General features: G+C 46.7%; 15 protein-coding genes and 1 pseudogene. 10 read left to right on the forward strand and 6 right to left on the reverse strand.

The window, feature by feature from the left end; all coding sequences use genetic code 11:
• The 4 genes and pseudogenes from AAIE03_RS20685 to AAIE03_RS20700 all read left to right on the forward strand — a co-directional run.
• A complete protein-coding gene (locus AAIE03_RS20685; RefSeq protein WP_013028019.1) occupies positions 1–930 on the forward strand; it encodes a RepB family plasmid replication initiator protein in 930 nt (309 codons plus the stop codon).
• Between the two features lie 1842 nt (positions 931–2772).
• Positions 2773–3972 carry an AAA family ATPase gene (locus AAIE03_RS20690; RefSeq protein ID WP_498563172.1) on the forward strand — a complete coding sequence of 400 codons (1200 nt, stop codon included), beginning with the start codon at positions 2773–2775 and terminating at the stop codon, positions 3970–3972.
• Positions 3973–3979: 7 nt separating this feature from the next.
• Positions 3980–4951 carry a ParB family protein gene (locus tag AAIE03_RS20695; RefSeq protein ID WP_019105877.1) on the forward strand — a complete coding sequence of 324 codons (972 nt, stop codon included), beginning with the start codon at positions 3980–3982 and terminating at the stop codon, positions 4949–4951.
• A gap of 431 nt (positions 4952–5382) precedes the next feature.
• Positions 5383–6479, forward strand: a pseudogene (locus AAIE03_RS20700) (integrase core domain-containing protein); the annotation flags it as partial.
• 2646 nt (positions 6480–9125) lie between these two features.
• Here the strand turns inward: AAIE03_RS20700 and AAIE03_RS20705 are convergent.
• Together AAIE03_RS20705 and AAIE03_RS20710 are read right to left on the reverse strand one after the other, a co-directional pair.
• Positions 9126–9500 carry a RidA family protein gene (locus AAIE03_RS20705; protein ID WP_019105875.1) on the reverse strand — a complete coding sequence of 125 codons (375 nt, stop codon included), beginning with the start codon at positions 9498–9500 and terminating at the stop codon, positions 9126–9128.
• A gap of 20 nt (positions 9501–9520) precedes the next feature.
• A complete protein-coding gene (locus AAIE03_RS20710) occupies positions 9521–9853 on the reverse strand; it encodes a hypothetical protein (RefSeq protein ID WP_013028026.1) in 333 nt (110 codons plus the stop codon).
• A 335-nt stretch (positions 9854–10188) separates the two neighbouring features.
• On the opposite strand from AAIE03_RS20710, the gene AAIE03_RS20715 reads away from it, so the two are divergent.
• Positions 10189–10917, forward strand: a complete 729-nt coding sequence (locus tag AAIE03_RS20715; protein WP_014598206.1) for a YoaK family protein — start codon at positions 10189–10191, stop codon at positions 10915–10917.
• Between the two features lie 369 nt (positions 10918–11286).
• Complete coding sequence (locus tag AAIE03_RS20720; RefSeq protein WP_013028028.1) at positions 11287–11481, forward strand: hypothetical protein; 195 nt, start codon at positions 11287–11289, stop codon at positions 11479–11481.
• A gap of 88 nt (positions 11482–11569) precedes the next feature.
• On the opposite strand, the gene AAIE03_RS20725 is transcribed toward AAIE03_RS20720, so the two are convergent.
• From AAIE03_RS20725 to AAIE03_RS20740, 4 genes are all read right to left on the reverse strand, one after another.
• Complete coding sequence (locus tag AAIE03_RS20725) at positions 11570–11824, reverse strand: biofilm/acid-resistance regulator YmgB/AriR (protein ID WP_014604571.1); 255 nt, start codon at positions 11822–11824, stop codon at positions 11570–11572.
• A 142-nt stretch (positions 11825–11966) separates the two neighbouring features.
• Positions 11967–12254 carry a hypothetical protein gene (locus tag AAIE03_RS20730; RefSeq protein WP_013028030.1) on the reverse strand — a complete coding sequence of 96 codons (288 nt, stop codon included), beginning with the start codon at positions 12252–12254 and terminating at the stop codon, positions 11967–11969.
• A gap of 169 nt (positions 12255–12423) precedes the next feature.
• Complete coding sequence (gene ycgZ, locus AAIE03_RS20735) at positions 12424–12669, reverse strand: regulatory protein YcgZ (protein WP_019105874.1); 246 nt, start codon at positions 12667–12669, stop codon at positions 12424–12426.
• A 229-nt stretch (positions 12670–12898) separates the two neighbouring features.
• Positions 12899–13189: a hypothetical protein gene (locus AAIE03_RS20740; protein ID WP_013028032.1), complete on the reverse strand. Its 291-nt coding sequence runs from the start codon at positions 13187–13189 to the stop codon at positions 12899–12901.
• Positions 13190–13547: 358 nt separating this feature from the next.
• On the opposite strand from AAIE03_RS20740, the gene AAIE03_RS20745 reads away from it, so the two are divergent.
• From AAIE03_RS20745 to AAIE03_RS20760, 4 genes are read left to right on the forward strand one after another with little or no spacing between them, the layout of a single operon-like run.
• The gene (locus tag AAIE03_RS20745; RefSeq protein WP_498563217.1) at positions 13548–14423 is read left to right on the forward strand and encodes a metal ABC transporter substrate-binding protein; all 876 of its coding nucleotides are present in this window, start codon (positions 13548–13550) and stop codon (positions 14421–14423) included.
• Entirely contained in the window at positions 14420–15241 is an 822-nt protein-coding gene (locus AAIE03_RS20750; protein WP_498563173.1) for a manganese/iron ABC transporter ATP-binding protein, read from the forward strand. Before AAIE03_RS20745 ends, AAIE03_RS20750 begins: the two co-directional genes overlap by 4 nt.
• Positions 15238–16098 (forward strand): iron/manganese ABC transporter permease subunit SitC, encoded by an 861-nt coding sequence (sitC, locus tag AAIE03_RS20755; RefSeq protein ID WP_019105871.1) that lies wholly within the window; start codon positions 15238–15240, stop codon positions 16096–16098. Before AAIE03_RS20750 ends, sitC begins: the two co-directional genes overlap by 4 nt.
• On the forward strand, positions 16098–16925 hold the full coding sequence (locus tag AAIE03_RS20760; protein WP_019106861.1) for a metal ABC transporter permease: 828 nt from the start codon (positions 16098–16100) through the stop codon (positions 16923–16925). The genes sitC and AAIE03_RS20760 overlap by 1 nt, the downstream gene beginning before the upstream one ends.
• The last annotated feature ends 65 nt before the right edge of the window (positions 16926–16990 follow it).

Genomic DNA, 16990 nt, shown 5'->3' on the forward strand with positions numbered 1-16990 from the left:
ATGGCAGATAAAGATAGTGAAAACAAAGCGTTACTAGAGCCTTTTCTGTCTGTGACCAAAAACAGTGGTGAAGTTATTCAGCTTCATCCCAACAAAAATAATACCGTTCAGCCCGTGGCCTTAATGCGTCTGGGACTCTTTGTTCCCACGCTTAAATCCACAGCGCGGGGCATTTCTGGTGCTATGGCTTCAACCGATGCCACCAAAGAGCTTAAAAACCTCTCTCTGGTTAAAGCGGAAGGCTATGAAAAGATTACCATCACCGGTGCCAGACTGGATATGGATAATGACTTTAAGACCTGGGCCGGTATTATTCAGTCTTTTTCCCGTTACCCTACACAGGGTGATACGGTAACCCTGCCTTTTATTGATTTCGTGAAGATGTGCGGTATTCCCTCCGCCAACTCCTCTGCCGCATTGCGTAAGCGACTCGACGCTTCGTTACGCCGTATTGCGACGAACACTCTCTCTTTTGAAGGTAACGGTAAGGCCTATCATACGCATCTGGTACAGTCAGCTTATTACGATCGTGAAAAAGACATTGTCCGCATACAGGCTGATCCCAAGCTCTTTGAGCTGTATAACTTCGACCACAAGGTTTTACTGCAGCTGAGGGCTATCTCCCGCCTTAAGCGTAAAGAATCGGCTCAGGCGCTTTATACGTTCCTGGAGAGCCTGCCGACCAACCCTGCGCCCATTTCTCTTGCCCGCTTACGTATGCGGCTCAATCTTGGCTCAAAGATTACCACGCAGAATCACGTGGTACGGCGCGCGATGGAACAGCTTAAAGAGATTGGCTACCTTGATTACTCTGAAGTCAAACGAGGCCGCTCCGTATTTTTCATCATTCACAGCAGAACACCGAAACTCGATGGTATCAGTAACCTGGAAGGAATCGATACGCTCGATGACATCGATTTTGAAGACTGAGCCCAACGTTCACTGTAATCAGTACTCCTCGCGTTGCAGTGTCACTTTTGCCAAAAAGTGACACGTATGCCTATCATTTTCGTCTTAATTCTCCAGGCAGTTGGCTGGCCATTCACTGTAATCAGTCGTGTTCACTGTAATCAGTAAAAGTGAGCTGGTCCATATCTCTACTTTCGCGATCCATTTTTTAAGTGCGTTTTTATCAATAGCTTATAAGTTAGCTTGCACTTACTAACCTTTTTTAGATCACCTCTCTACGTGCGTTTAAACCGCTTTTACTGATTACAGTGAATGTCGGCTCGAAAGCAAACCTCCGCGTCGTCATACTGTTTATAGTGAATTTACTGAGCTTTGTTATTTACAGAATACAGTGAATGTTATAGTTAAACCCTTGTTTAATAGTGTCTTTTTTTACCTCTGTTTTGCTGGCTATTTGCCCTGCCTTTCCTGTTCCAATTGGGTGCTTTTCCGCTTAAAAAAAAGTGACAGGGTTAAGCCAGTGCTGATTACAGTGAATGATGTGTGCCGTTTGGGATGAAGCTTCAGCATTTGTCACGAAGTCAGCTGACTACAGTGAACACTTAGCTCATTACAGTGAATGTTGAGATACTGGCAGGTTAAATGAAAATCACGTTTGCTGATTATAGTGAACATCCCATCTGACGCGGCCAGGTTCCGTTTGCAGCCAACCGAATTCCTTTCCTTCTTTTACTGATTACAGTGAATGTTTTACTGACTACAGTGAATCCACTCTCACCCATAAGCCCGCCCATGATGAGACGTGGCCTGATTCTGGTCACTGACCCGCGGGTCAGGACTTACGAAGTATACTGATTACAGTGAATGCTCTGACCATGCTGGGGCTGGTGGAAGTCGATTGAGTTGTTTAGCATTCAACCCCATATGAGGTGTTTGGCTGGATGTGTATTTACTGATTACAGTGAATGTTTGAAACTCAGTCCCATAGCCGTTCTGCGTTTAAGTTAGAGTCTGGCTGTGGGAAAGGCCAGCCTGATGACTCCTCGTAAAGGGGCCATCAAAATGAAAGCGGAAGGTTACTGACTACAGTGAATGCCTAAAGTTACCCATAACTTTTACTGATTACAGTGAATATACTGAGCGCTGCACTTGCTGATTATAGTGAATCCTCTGTTGGCGCCCTGTGAAATGACTCCCCTTTTCTTTCGTTGAAAAACGGGATATGTCACCCTGCCAGTTGCCAGTTGCCAGTTGCCAGTTGCCAGTTGCCAGTCCGTTCAACTCAGTACCCTTTTGTCTACCGGCTTCACATGCAGGGCCACACATCGGCCTGAACTCATGATGCACCCATCCCTCGTTACTGATTACAGTGAATCTTTTGCTGACTATAGTGAATCTTTCAGTTTAGCGATCTTACCGCTGCCAACCGGCATGAATCTGTGATCCAGATATGCGGTGAAATCAGCATATTGGCCTGGCCCTCCTGCTTACGGTTAACACGTATTGGAACTGAATTGACCTCCATCAGGTCTGCAAAAATTCGAATGCATTCATTCACTGATTACAGTGAACGTTCGACACTGTTATTGATGCCTTTTCTTACCAGCTTTTACAGGAGATAGAATTTGTCAGCCTTATCGTGTGCTGGATCAAGCGTCAAGGTTAAGGCTGTGAAGATGAATGGGTGGTATTTCATGTGCGCGAGCTCGAGATGTGTCCCGCTCATCACAGTGAATTGTGCGAACAAAGTCACAGAAATCAGGAGTCCTACATTTAACACAGTATTGCGTTGATATGATAACTTGTTGCCTTGTGTGCAGGATTTAGGTATAAATTCATAAATCCTACATATTTGGAGTAAGTATGGCTAACGATGATAGTCAGGTCATGAAAGTTGCTCAGCGTTCCGAACGCATGTTATTGAGCCTTACTGAACAAATTCAGGCACAAAAGCTTGAGTTGCAGGAAAACAGCTACTACCAAATTTATGCCAAGGCGGCTCTGGCTAAACTGCCAAAACTGACCCGCGCCAGCGTTGATTATGCCGTAAACGAAATGGAAGAGAGTGGTTATCAGTTCGATAAGCGCGCCGCCGGTAGCTCGGTGAAGTACGCCATGTCCATTCAGAACATTATTGATATCTATCATCATCGCGGCGTGCCGAAATATCGCCATCGTCACACTGAAGCCTTTACCTTATTTGTGGGAAATCTTAAAGGTGGCGTTTCCAAGACGGTTTCTACTGTTTCTCTGGCTCACGCTCTTCGGGCTCACCCTCACCTTTTATATGAAGACCTGCGCATCCTTGTGATTGATCTCGACCCACAGTCTTCTGCCACGATGTTTTTGAATCACGAGCGTTCTGTCGGGCTCGTGGAGGCGACTGCCGCTCAGGCGATGCTACAAAACGTCACACGGGATGAGCTGGTAAGTGAATTTATCGTTTCATCCATTATTCCTGGTGTGGACGTATTACCTGCATCAATAGATGACGCATTTATTGCATCAAGTTGGGATCAGCTGTGTGCCACTCATTTGCCAGGGCAAAACATTCATTCGGTGTTATATGATAATGTCGTGTCTAAGCTTAAAAAAGATTACGACTTCATCTTCATCGACAGTGGCCCACATCTGGATGCATTTTTAAAGAATGCGATCGCCGCATCCGATCTCCTGATGACTCCAGTCCCACCGGCACAGGTTGATTTCCACTCTACCCTCAAATACCTGACTCGTTTACCAGAGCTGATTGGCATTATTGAAGAGTCGGGAGCCGTATGCCGTCTCCAGGGCAATATCGGGTTTATGTCAAAGCTCTCTAACAAAGCAGACCATAAACTTTGCCACAGCCTTGCTAAAGAAATTTTCGGCGGCGACATGCTGGACGCAACCCTGCCCCGTCTGGATGGTTTTGAGCGTTGCGGTGAGTCGTTTGACACGGTTATATCGGCTAACCCGTCAACCTATGTAGGTAGCAGTGAGGCGCTGAAAAACGCTCGTTCTGCCGCCGAAGACTTCGCTAAAGCGGTTTTTGACCGCATTGAATTTATCCGCCTGAACTGAGGTTTTTATGAGTGCGAAAAGAATAACGATCGGCAGAACCTTCAGCCAGACACCGTTAAACACAGAAAAACTCTCTGATAACCCTTCGCAGACGTTTGTTCTTGCCACAGGAAAACGTGCCGTATTCCGTTTTGAACACATTCCTGCGAATGAGATAGAAAGCAAAACCTTTGTGACCATGGAAACGAATGGTCGCGATCAGTCTGGTCTTACGCCTGACTCACTGCGGGATATTATCCGCACGATTAAGCTTCAGCAGTTTTTCCCTGCCATTGGTGTGATGCAGGGCGAACGTATAGAGATACTGGACGGCTCACGACGTCGCGCGGCAGCACTTTATTGTAAAACCGGTCTGGATATTCTTGTGACCGATGCGGTCATCACTCCGGATGAGGCACGCAGGCTTGCGCAGGATATTCAGACGGCCCGTGAGCATAATTTGCGTGAAGTCGGGATGCGATTACTGGCGCTCAAAGACGGCGGCTTATCCCAAAAAGAGATTGCTGAAAACCAGGGCCTTTCGCAAGCCAAGGTCACCCGTGCTTTACAAGCTGCCAGCGTTCCCGCTGATTTGATCTCTCTTTTTCCTAATCAGTCAGAGCTGACTTATCCTGATTATAAAGCCTTGCTCCAGGCTGCGGATAAACTGAGTGAGACCGGGCAAACCGTCGAGGCATTGATAAACGCTATCTCGGCTGAAATCGATGTTGTCAGTGCTCGTGATGGTTTGGCTGAGGACGAGTTAAAAAACACAATTCTGAGATTGATTCGTCAGGGCAGCCAGACGCTCGTTAAAGAACCTGAGAAAGATAAAACCACAGCGGTGGCTCTCTGGTCCTTTGCTGATAAGGATCGATTTGCGCGCAAAAAAACGCGAGGAAGAATGTTTAGCTATGAGTTTAACCGCCAGTCCAAAGAACTCCAGGACGAACTAGATAAGGTCATTGCTGAGACATTAAAGAAGTATATGACCCGATGAAACATATCAAACCAGGCAAATCGATTGTCTGGTTTTTTTATTCCCTCATATTTCCTTTATCCCTGTAATATTCGATATCGCTATAGCAGATTTCAGGCTGAAATCGCCAAGTAAATAGCCTGAAATTAATCTATAAGATACTGTTTTTTATATGTTTTAATTTGCTTTCCCTAAATGAAATTCGCTATATTTCCCGCCTGTCGCCTGTCGCCTGTCGCCTGTCGCCTGTCGCCTGTCGCCTGTCGCCTGTCGCCTGTCGCCTGTCGCCTGTCGCCTGTCGCCTGCTGCCTGCCGCCTGTGGTTTTAATGTGGTTGTCTGCCTCGGTGCTAAAAGATTTTTGATTCGACTGATCTGCTCCCCGTTGCTGGCCACAACATGATGTTATAGCAACGCAAGGACATCCCAATGAAGACAGTTTTCGTACGAACAGATCATCAGTATCGCTTGCATAGCCGAGGCTGGCATTTCCTCCCGTAAGCATATTATTTCTGACGCAAACTTTTGCGCCTGGCGTAAGACATTTAATGGCTTGGCACTCCCTGAAGTAAAACGTCTGAAGAAGAGAGAGCCCGTCTCAGGAAGTGACTTGCAGAAGTGATGCCTGAGTGAAGATGCATTACAGGTGGTTGAGCCGATAATACTGACGACAGATCGCAAGCGGGAAGCGGTTGCAGTGAGGTGTGAAGTGATGAGTCTGTCACGACCTCGTGCGTGCACGTATGCTGATTTGTTCCTGTCGACTTGCTGCCATGAGAAGCAGCCTCCGGTGGCTGATGCGCATTTTTTAGGGCGCACTATTGCGCTGCCATCCGAGCGACGGCATTTCGGTTAGCGCCGTATAGCGGGAAACTACGGCAACGAGAAGGCCTGCATGTTAATCACAAGTACTTGTGATGCCTTTACCATCTCAGCGGCTCGGGTGTTAATTGCAGGCGAGGTCGTAGAGTACGGATTACAGAACGCCTTCCTCTGCTCCGTCTTGCTGCTCCTGGTCTGTCGTGGTCACCGTATTTCGTCATGGACGCACAGGCATCCTGACGCAGAATAAAGTGTTATATCTGCGTTGATTATTTTACCAATGAATACCTGTCAGTTTCTCTTACCTCAGGTATATCTGGTATGCAGGTCACACGTATTCTGGACAGTATTGTGCTATTTCATGGCTATCCGGTAACGTTAAGACCAGACCAGACCAGACCAGACCAGACCAGACCAGACTCTGCACCCGCGCTTACCTGGCGGGCACTGAACCAGTGGACCTTCGCGCATGGCGTTAAGCTTCGGCTTATTCAGCCGGGCGATCAAATACCTATGGGGTTATCGAAAGCTTAAATGGTAGTTTTCTAAAGGCGTGTCAGATTAAGCTCGGGTTAAGCGAAAGTGTTCACCCAAAAAATACATTAACGACTGGCGGAAGGACTATAAGCGTTTCAGCCTCATTCCTGAGTGATTTATCTGACGTCAGCGAGGTTAGCAGTGGGCTGGCAAAATGCTAACAGAGAAGGTAACCCAACCGACATGGCTAACGGTCTATTGTGCTCAATGCTGTGGGGGCAAATCACGTCGATGATTTTTATTGGATGCAGTCTGCGCGATATTTACACAAACAGAGACGGATACAGCAATTTTTCGACGGCATCTCAATTAGCGGTGTTGCTGTGATTGCAATAAGAGATTTAGAAGTGTGTGGATTATCGGTGTCAGGGCGAAAGAGACGCTTTTTTCAACCCTATCTTCATGAAAAATATTGTTTTTATGATGGCGATTTCAGCCTGAAATTCAGTCAGCGATAAAAAGTAATCCCTCGGTTTCTGAGAGAAGTCAATGCGTCAGGGTTTTGCTTTGTTATTTTTTTGAAGACGAACGTCCCGGTCAAACTCTGGTTAAATTGATATACAGAAAATATCCCTTAGTTATCCACAGAAAAAGTGGATAAGTTGAGAGAGCCTTAATGACAGAGACATGCGCCAATCTTTCGCCTTACTGATATGCGTTTCAGGAGTAAGTAAGTTAAACACATGGAGTTGGTTTCATGCCCCGATGCTAAAAAACATGTCGCAGTTTGCATCGTGACTCTGGCCTTTCGCTTAAGCGGAACAGATTCACACCTGGCAATTGCCCTCACGTTGATAAAACAACGATTTAGTGAAAACGAGCGCTGACGCGACGACAGAATGCACAGCGACAAGCTGAAGTCGGTGCAGTCATCATACAAAACCCGTTTTAGCCCAGGTATTATTCGAATAAGTAACAGACAAAGCTGTAGAGCGAAAGCGTTCTGTTAGGCGCTAATGAAAGTAAAAGCCTGATGCTGTACAGCATTTTATCAAATTCGCATCAGTGCCTGCAGGAGGAGAAAACGCCATTTCTTACAGAACAGTGATGCCCGGGCGAAAGCTAGCGGCTCTGGTGTTGGCATGATGTTTTTACTAAATACTACAAACTGCATTCAGGCCAACCCGACGTTCACTGTTATCTGTAAACGTAGGTCATAGGCTTGATTATCGACTGTGTGTGGCACTGTCACATTCCCATCCATGATGAAAAACTGATTACAGTGAATCGGCAACGAGATTCTTTTGAGATTAACTGTTCTGGTCTTCACTCATAACATGCTCATGTTGGCTGAGTTTTGTTTATTTCATCCTGCTGAGGCTACATCCCGCTTCAATCACGGGAATGACTTTCGATACTGATTCCAGCGAATCACAACCACTGTAATCAGCAACCGCAGATGACCTGTTTGGCGATTTCAGGCTGAAATTCATACTTATCAATGGGTTTGCTGCATAAAATTGTTGAAAGCAGTCATTATGAAAACAGGCAAGCCTCGCTGGCGAGTGGCCGTTTAGACAGGTTTTTTTGATCGCATCATCCAGGCTCTACATAGGTATCTGGGTTGCAGTGTACAGTGAACGGTTAAGATGCGTTGCTCACCCTGGTTAAAAGTATTCTTCACATGATGGCGGGTTGGGGACAACTGTCTTTAACAGGCTTAAAATCGCTTTAACGCAGATAAATGACGACTCGCCACGAAGGGAAATCCACGTGGCGGTATTAACGTGTTTTAGCCAAATCGAAGGAAAAATACGTCGCTGTCTTCTCAGGACGTCAACGATTTCAGGGGCGAAAATTTGCGACCGTGCCTGATTATTTAACATAATATAAAGGTTTGCCTGTGTTTTTGACGTTCAAAAAAATCATTCATCCTCTGGCTGGTTTTTATCTCCTCTTTCACTGATTACAGTGAATGCCACTTAAACGTTCACTGTAATCAGTAACACCTAAATGTTGGCGATTTCAGGCTGAAATTTATCTTATGCACCTAATGGCAATTTGCGGCACGTATATCAGCCTTGTGTAAATGGGAGTCTTACACGATTTCTTTTTATGAGCAGATAGCCACTGATTCAGCATTCAAGCCGAAAAGCGCGCAGCCTTCCTCGTTAACTGAAACTGTTAAGCCCGGCGTGGAGTGCGACTGGCGTAAGCGTTCACGAAGACAAGGCACAAGCGGCGATTCGACAACATACGTATCTCTCAAGACGAAAATGTCTTTGCCAGCGTGACCGCAGAGTGAAAGATGTAATGGGTGAAGATGGAGAGATGAGAGTTCAGTGACAATTCATGTGTCATGCGCGTTTCAAGGCAATAATGGTCAGTGGCTATTAGCCAGCACTGAGCTTCAGGTAAGTAAAGGGTAGGGCAGGGGGCTTTGTTACTCAACGATTCCAGAACTTCCACCAGACTACTCAGCATCACTAACGTCGGGGGCATTTATAGCCTTTCAGCACTGTGCCACTTACGCATAAACCTGTTCGTTCAATGCCATCTGACGGTGCGGCAACTGAAGTATAAAGCGTTGGGTCAAGGATGAGAGAAGGAAACGACGATCATAATCAGATGTTAATCATGCCGTATGATCAGAATTTGTTGTGTCTTTTTTGCCGGAATAGATGCCAGGCCTGAAAACATCTGTCGTCATCTGATATATCTGTCGATAACAGCCAGCGAAGGTTCAGGTCGCTCTGCGTGGTTTGAACGGCTTTGCGCGAAATGAAACTTTGCTCCCATTGCCAGTGAGTTGCACTGGATTAAGTACTGTGTCGAACATCATTGCGTTACCTCAATTTCTGCCCTTTTCATAACCCAGAAAATGAGGTTTATAAATGTTCAAAGACCCAGGATTGCGTCGATCTCAATCAGCAAGTCAGGTGAGAACAGAGCACTAACCTGTACCAATGCGCTCGCAGGTAAATAATCACCATAACGTTTAAACAGCATGTTGCGGAGTGCATCAATATCTTTAAAAGAGGTTACAAAGAGGGTGACCTTAATGAGTTGCTGCAGAGAGGTGTTTTCAGCCGCTGCTATGCTTTCCAGCTGATCAAAAATCACTTCAGCCTGCGCCGCGATATCCCCCTGGTGTGCAGGCGTGCCAAACGCCGTTAAGCCTGAGACATAGAGTGTTTGATTGTGGCTGACGGCATGGACATAGGGGGCAGTGACTTCCCCAAGCGAAGCATAGTTTTTCCGTACAGGCATCATAGTGCCTAACTCCCAATGTATTACTTGTTGGTCATTAGCAACTGCGAGCACGCATGATTGCTAAGTGCTGCCTGCTGCTGCTGTTCTTGAGTCAGACTTTTCCAGTTGTCGATCACCCGAGCGGCCAGGCCAGGAACAAAATGTATTTTTTGCAACGCATAGTCTGAATTACTGCCTTCTATAACGTTTTTCATGTCTTTCTGCAGCTGTTGCTCATTTTGCTGAGGTACGGCGCAGAGCACAGAAATGTAGTAGTTTTCATCTTCAGCGTCATAATGAGGTGTCAGCCACCACCCCAGGAACCCAACGACAAGGGCGGCAGGGATAAGAAAAGCGGGTTTTAGTACTGTCATCTATCCATCCAGAGTCATTCTTCTCACTGGCCAACAGGGGCATCAGTCCGGTCGCATATCCTGCCATAAATAGCGCTATTAGTTAAATCCTCTGCCTGGATTAGGCTATCAGGTGACACCAAGCACCAGCCCTGGTCATGAGCAGCATAAAAAATATGACCGGCATTGACGTTTTATGAAATCAGTCAATGAAACTATAAAAATCAATACAATTAACAGGTTACAGACCCAGACTTATCTGTATTCCCCGCTGAGTTTTTAAAAGCATACTACTATTAGTTGTCTGGAGCCTCAGGATCCAGACTGATATTTATGCACATTTATAGGGGAACCGCGTGCTGATAAAGAAGAAGAAAATACGGTCACATACCGAGGATAGATATCTGGCTCTGGCACTGGCAACGACTGCCGGGATACTCAACGCAATGGCTTTAGGCGCGTTTGGTTTTTTTCCGTCACACATGAGCGGTAATACTTCTCAGATTTCTAACGAAGTTTTCACTTCTGACTTTGATAGTCTGGTTTTCCTTGCGGGTCTGATTTCTGCGTTTGTGATCGGTTGTACCACCGCGAGATTGTTCATTATTGCCGGCGAAAGACGGAAAATCAGAACCATCTTCTGCCTGATCATTCTGGCTGAAGGGTTTGCACTGACGGCAGCCTCACTCTTCGAAAAATGGTTTTATTCACCCAGCTACAACGGTGAAGTATTGTTGATGCTGGGCTTCCTGATGGGCTTACATAATGCGACTTCTACGCAACTGTCGAACGGCCGTGTCAGATCAACCCATATTACCGGTACGCTAACTGACGCAGGCATCGCCTTAGGTTCCTATTTATCATCTTTTATATCCCGGGCAGAACCTTGCGACAGACGATTTGCCCAGAAGCAGCTCTATACACATTTAACAACGGTATTATCTTTTTTAACGGGGTGCATTGTCGGACTATTACTGTTTAAAACCTATGCATTTAACGCTATGATTGGACTGGGAATTTTCCTCATCGCCCTTGCAGCTGGCGCGATTGTTATTACATTGTATAATGCAAAAAAGCTTTACTAGTTGATTTTTATAAATGGCGGTTTCGTGAGATTTTATTTCAGGTGCCGCCATTACTAGCAGGAATAATTAATTTAAGACTGTATTTTAAAAGTGGTATAGCAAATTAAATAGAGGGATTAACTTCCAGAATATGACCGGTGAACAAGTCCATAAAACTGACAAAAAGTAATAGAAATTTACGTTTTATCCGATTTAGAAAAGAATTACCATTTCACTAGATTGGTCGTGGAAAAATAAAATTATTGTATAACTAAATCAATAATATAAGTAGATTCTACCGCTTCGCTTAAGGTTTATTTCCTCTGCTGGCTTTGTTTTCCTGACCACAAAAGTGTTAGTCTGTATATACATACACCGGTTGGAGGTTATGTGAATAACCATGAAGACAACGACATTCGTGCGCTGATTGGGGCGGTGGTGAGTGAACTTCTGAAGGTAGGTGAGCCCGTGCAGTTTCACCAGATCACAGATGCATTGTTTCGTTTAAGTCAGGACAGCCGAGACAAAAGATTTAAAGTACTTTGCCAGCGCGCAATCCATTTTTTCTCACGCAAAATGCATTAAGAGTGACCTGCAATCTGGCTGCGTTGCAGGTCAACAAACTCACGCTGACTTAGGATAAACGCCCTCACCACAGATGTCAGATGCGAAACTACACACCTGCATCGTCTGGCGTACGTCCTACCACGATTTCAAGAGTTCTGCGTAACAGTTCGATGTGGAACTCATCATCCGTCGATTCGAGTTCTGCGATGAGGTACAGGATGATCGCTTTATTGGTTACGCGTTTTTCGTCACTGACAATATTTCTGATAACTCTGCCAAGCAGCTCAGTCTCCTGAGCAAGATGCTCTCCCTCACTGCGAAAAAACTCGATGATGGCTAAATCTGATGTGCTCTGTTGCATAGTTATCATTCTCTAAGAATCGTCAGTTGCGTCTTAAGGAGTCAGCCGACAAGGTCATTAAGTAGTAAGGGTTACCAGGCATAACACACTTTGATGCCCATCTTTTCTCTCGCTGGCACAGCTTAAATCTTAGACGCCAGCGTCAGTGTTTTTTAGAGCCTTCTGGTGGGCCGTCGTTGTTCAAACGGTGTTTATCGCGCTCGGGAAGATCCACCCGGCGGCGACTATTCGCTGTGGCCATGCCTTTTTGTACTTCAACAATCGCAACTTTGATGGCTTTCAGCCTGGTTGCGTCCTCGGTTTCACTTGCCATTGCTTCAAGTTGAGCAATAAGTGCATTGCTGGATATCGGACTTTCTGATTTCAGTAAGATCAGAACGGCCTCACCAATCATGACATCCGTTATTTTTTCTTCTTCACTTCTGTACATACTGGCTTCTCTGATTACGAATTTGTAGCCACGCTCCGGCTACGATGACGGGGGACAGCTAACCTTCCCGCGTCAGCTGTGGGCAGTACTATCCCTGTGAGTAAACATGGTAGTGCCCGATCAGAAATTACTTCAGGTAACGAATTAATTTTAAAGCGTTAAATTTATATTAGCTTTCGCGACTAAACAGTAATCCAATCAGCTCCTGGTAATGACTTTGCTGCTCTGTGGCATCACAACCGTCAAGACGATGGAGCAATTTACTGCAAATTGCTTTGCGTGAAAGTGTTTGGCCTGCGCGCAGTAGCTCAACAACAATCTCACCCAGCGTTTCCTGCTGAGAGGGCAAATTTGCCTGGCTGAAGTAACGGGCGATGTCGCTGGTATTATCCGGTGCATGTCCGTTCTGACGCATACGATTATCCTCAGGTGGTTAAAATGTACTTTGCCATAGAGCGAAAGTTATACATCTTTCAAAAACTTGTACAGAATTTTGATGTTCTTAACGGGAGTTTTTTGTGCAAAAAATGCTAATTGATTAAAAACAGAGAGTTACAGAGGTGTGAAGTAGGGCGGATGTTATCAAGCATTGTGCCAAAATTAAGCTTAAAAGTTAACACAATGCGTAAAAAATGAGCATAGAACTATTTTATGACAATGTCATCGCCGTCGTTGTCTGAAGATCCTGAAAACGCTGATTTGCGTGCAGACCAGCCTCTGCCTGAAGTCAGGCGCGAACCAATTTGCCTGAAACCCATCAGCCATTTGGTTGCATCATCAAGTTGTGACAGCCTGGCTTCATCCACTTCAGACCGGGTCATTACTTTAAGCTCATCGACAAGAGACTCCACACTGACGTCCTGATTGATGGCGATCAGGTTCAGAGCGGCTTCTCCGATGATCGTGTTTGTCAGGTGCTGCTGGGAAAGTAACAAAATGACCTCCTTTGCCTTTCATACGACAAGTTTATTTTAGCAAAGCATAGCGTTCCTGTTTTACCCTGCGCGCGCTCAGCGTTGATCCATCCACTTTATGGACCTGCATCAGGAAGGTTTCTTCATTATTCGATGGCGCTACACTGCTGGACTTTTACTTTCAGAATAACTAGTTAGCCACTCTGCATTACAAAACTTAAAACTTCCATTCATTTCATTAAAAAACTTCACAAAGTGTTTCTGTGTGAATTTTATAGCCTGTGCTATAAAATTTAGCATGGGCTAAATTATTGGCGCTTTCTTCATTAATCTCAGGATGACGAACATGGTGAGTAAATTATCGGTTTCAACACTTGGCATGATGTTGAGTGTTTTTATTAGCCTCAACAGCTATGCGGCTGATAAATTTAAGGTCGTCACGACCTTCACCGTTATTGCTGACATGGCAAAAAATGTGGCAGGGGAGGCGGCTGAGGTCACGTCAATCACCAAACCTGATGCCGAAATTCATGAGTATCAACCGACCCCAGGCGATATTAAACGTGCACAGGGTGCACATCTGGTGATGGCTAATGGTTTGAATCTGGAATTGTGGTTTCAACGTTTTTATCAACATCTCAAAGGCGTTCCTGAAGTTGTTGTTTCAACGGGCGTTTCTCCGATAGGAATAGGGGAAGGACCTTATAATGGCAAACCCAATCCTCACGCATGGATGTCACCGGATAACGCACTGATCTATGTGGATAATATTCGTGATGCGCTTGTAAAGCACGATCCGGCCAATGCCAGCACCTATCAGCAGAACGCAGCCGCCTATAAGCAAAAGATCGTTGCAGCACTCGAACCTGTTCGTAAGCAACTCGCCGCCATACCAGAAAACAAACGCTGGATAGTGACCAGCGAAGGCGCTTTTTCCTATCTGGCACGTGATTTAGGGCTTAAAGAACTTTATCTCTGGCCAATCAATGCCGATCAGCAGGGAACGCCACAGCAGGTTCGGAACGTCATCGATCAGATGAAAAAGAATGCCATTCCCGTCATCTTCAGTGAAAGCACCGTCTCCGATAAACCTGCACGCCAGGTCGCGCGCGAAACGCACTCACATTATGGCGGTGTGTTATACGTTGACTCATTAAGCGCGGCCAGGGGGCCTGTGCCAACGTATCTTGACCTGTTGAAAGTTACCACCCAGACGCTGGTTAACGGCATTCAGGACGGGATGAAAACACCATGAACCCCACAATTGTCGTTTCGGACCTCTCGGTAACCTACCGTAACGGGCATACAGCGTTGCACAACGCCAGCTTTAGCGTGCCAGCCGGGTCAATTGCTGCACTCGTCGGGGTAAATGGTTCGGGTAAATCTACGCTTTTCAAAGCGCTTATGGGATTTGTACCTGCGCGATCGGGCCATATCAGCGTACTGGGATTGCCAACGCGTAAGGCGCTTCGCCGTAGCCTGGTCGCCTATGTGCCGCAGGCCGAGGAGGTTGACTGGTCTTTTCCGGTTCTGGTGGATGATGTGGTTATGATGGGGCGCTATGGACATATGGGCCTGATGCGTATCCCTAAACGGCAGGATCGCGATCGGGTGACTGACGCGCTGGCACGCGTTGACATGCTGGATTTTCGCCATCGCCAAATCGGTGAGCTTTCCGGCGGTCAGAAGAAACGCGTTTTCCTTGCGCGGGCCATTGCGCAACAGGGCGAGGTGATTTTACTGGATGAACCCTTCACCGGCGTTGATGTTCATACCGAGGCCAAAATCATCAGCTTGTTGCGTGAGCTAAAGGAGGAAGGAAAAACTATGCTGGTTTCGACCCATAATCTTGGCTCCGTGACCGAGTTTTGTGATTACACCGTCATGGTTAAAGGCACGGTTCTTGCCAGCGGCCCCACGGCGACGACGTTTACGCAGCAGAATCTGGAGCGCACATTCAGTGGCGTACTGCGCCATGTCATGAATGAGGGCGGTATCACGCAGGTTATCGCCGATCATGAACGGCTGGTTAATGCATCCACGGACACGCATTCATCATGGGGTAAACGATGACCGCGCTCGTTGAACCTTTTGGTTATCAATATATGTTGAACGCCATGTGGATTTCAGCCATGGTCGGCGGGCTGTGCGCCTTTCTGTCCTGTTATCTGATGTTAAAGGGCTGGTCGCTTATTGGTGATGCGCTGTCACACTCTATTGTTCCCGGTGTCGCGGGCGCTTACATGCTCGGACTGCCGTTTGCGTTGGGCGCTTTTTTATCAGGGGGCTTAGCGGCAGGGAGCATGCTGTTGCTCAACCAGCGCACGCGGCTGAAAGAAGATACCATCATCGGCCTGATTTTTTCTTCGTTCTTCGGCCTTGGGCTGTTTATGGTTTCCCTCAATCCCACTTCGGTAAATATTCAGACTATCGTGCTGGGCAATATTCTGGCTATTGCGCCTTCCGATATCATTCAGCTGCTTATTATCGGACTGACTTCTGTCGCCATTTTGTTTTTCAAATGGAAAGATTTAATGGTCACCTTTTTCGATGAAAACCATGCTCGCGCCGTTGGTTTAAATCCGGTGCGTCTTAAGATCTTATTTTTCACTTTGTTGGCCGTTTCGACCGTGGCTGCGTTACAAACTGTGGGCGCGTTTCTGGTTATCTGTCTGGTTGTCACGCCAGGGGCAACGGCCTGGTTGCTGACCGATCGCTTTCCCCGGCTACTTGCCATCGCGGTTGCCATTGGCAGCATCACGAGCTTTATGGGCGCGTGGGCAAGTTATTATCTTGATGGCGCAACGGGCGGCATTATTGTCGTTGCGCAAACGTTACTTTTTTTACTGGCCTTCATCTTTGCGCCTAAGCACGGTGTGCTGGCGAATCGTCGTCGTGCCCAGGCGCATGCTGTGCGGGAGACAAGATGATGTGGCTGGAACCTTTTCAGTTTGGTTTTATGAATCATGCTTTACTCATCGCGGCGGTGGTTGCCGTGCCTTGTGCGCTGCTGTCAGTCTTTTTGGTCCTGAAGGGCTGGGCGTTGATGGGTGATGCGATGAGCCATGCTGTCTTTCCAGGCATAGTGCTGGCGTGGATGATGGCATTACCTCTGGCAGTGGGCGCATTCAGTGCCGGTTTGTTTTGTGCTGTCGCCAGTGGCTACCTTAAAGAGAACAGCAGAATCAAGCAGGACACGGTTCTGGGTATTGTTTTTTCCGGGATGTTTGCGGTTGGCCTGATTTTGTACATCGCCCTGAAACCGGAGATCCACCTCGACCATATTTTATTCGGCGATATGCTGGGGATCAGCCAAAGCGATATTTTTCAGACGTTAGGCATTGCCGCTGTGATTGTCGCTGTCGTCGGCCTGAAATGGCGCGATTTCATGCTGTTCAGCTTTGATCCTCAACAGGCTCAGGTGTGCGGGCTTTCGGTGCGCTGGCTGCATTATAGCCTGTTGTGTATGGTGTCTCTGACCATTGTGGCAACGCTTAAGGCAGTAGGGATTATTTTATCGATTTCATTGCTTATTGCGCCCGGAGCGATTGCCGTTTTGCTGACGGATCGGTTTTCCCATGCGTTGATACTGGCGACGTTTGTTTCGCTGGTTGTCTCACTCTGCGGCGTTTATCTCTCATTTTTTATTGACAGTGCTCCCGCACCAACCATTGTGGTGCTTTTCGCTCTGGTCTTTATCGTCAGCTTTATCACCACTCACTATAAACTTTCTCGCCTGTCTAAATCCTCCTGCTGATTACTGTGCTGGTCGCCTGAATGAACAGGGCGACCAGCCGTGTTAATTAACGCAATCGTCGTCTT

Source organism: Pantoea sp. Ae19-2, assembly GCF_059801205.1.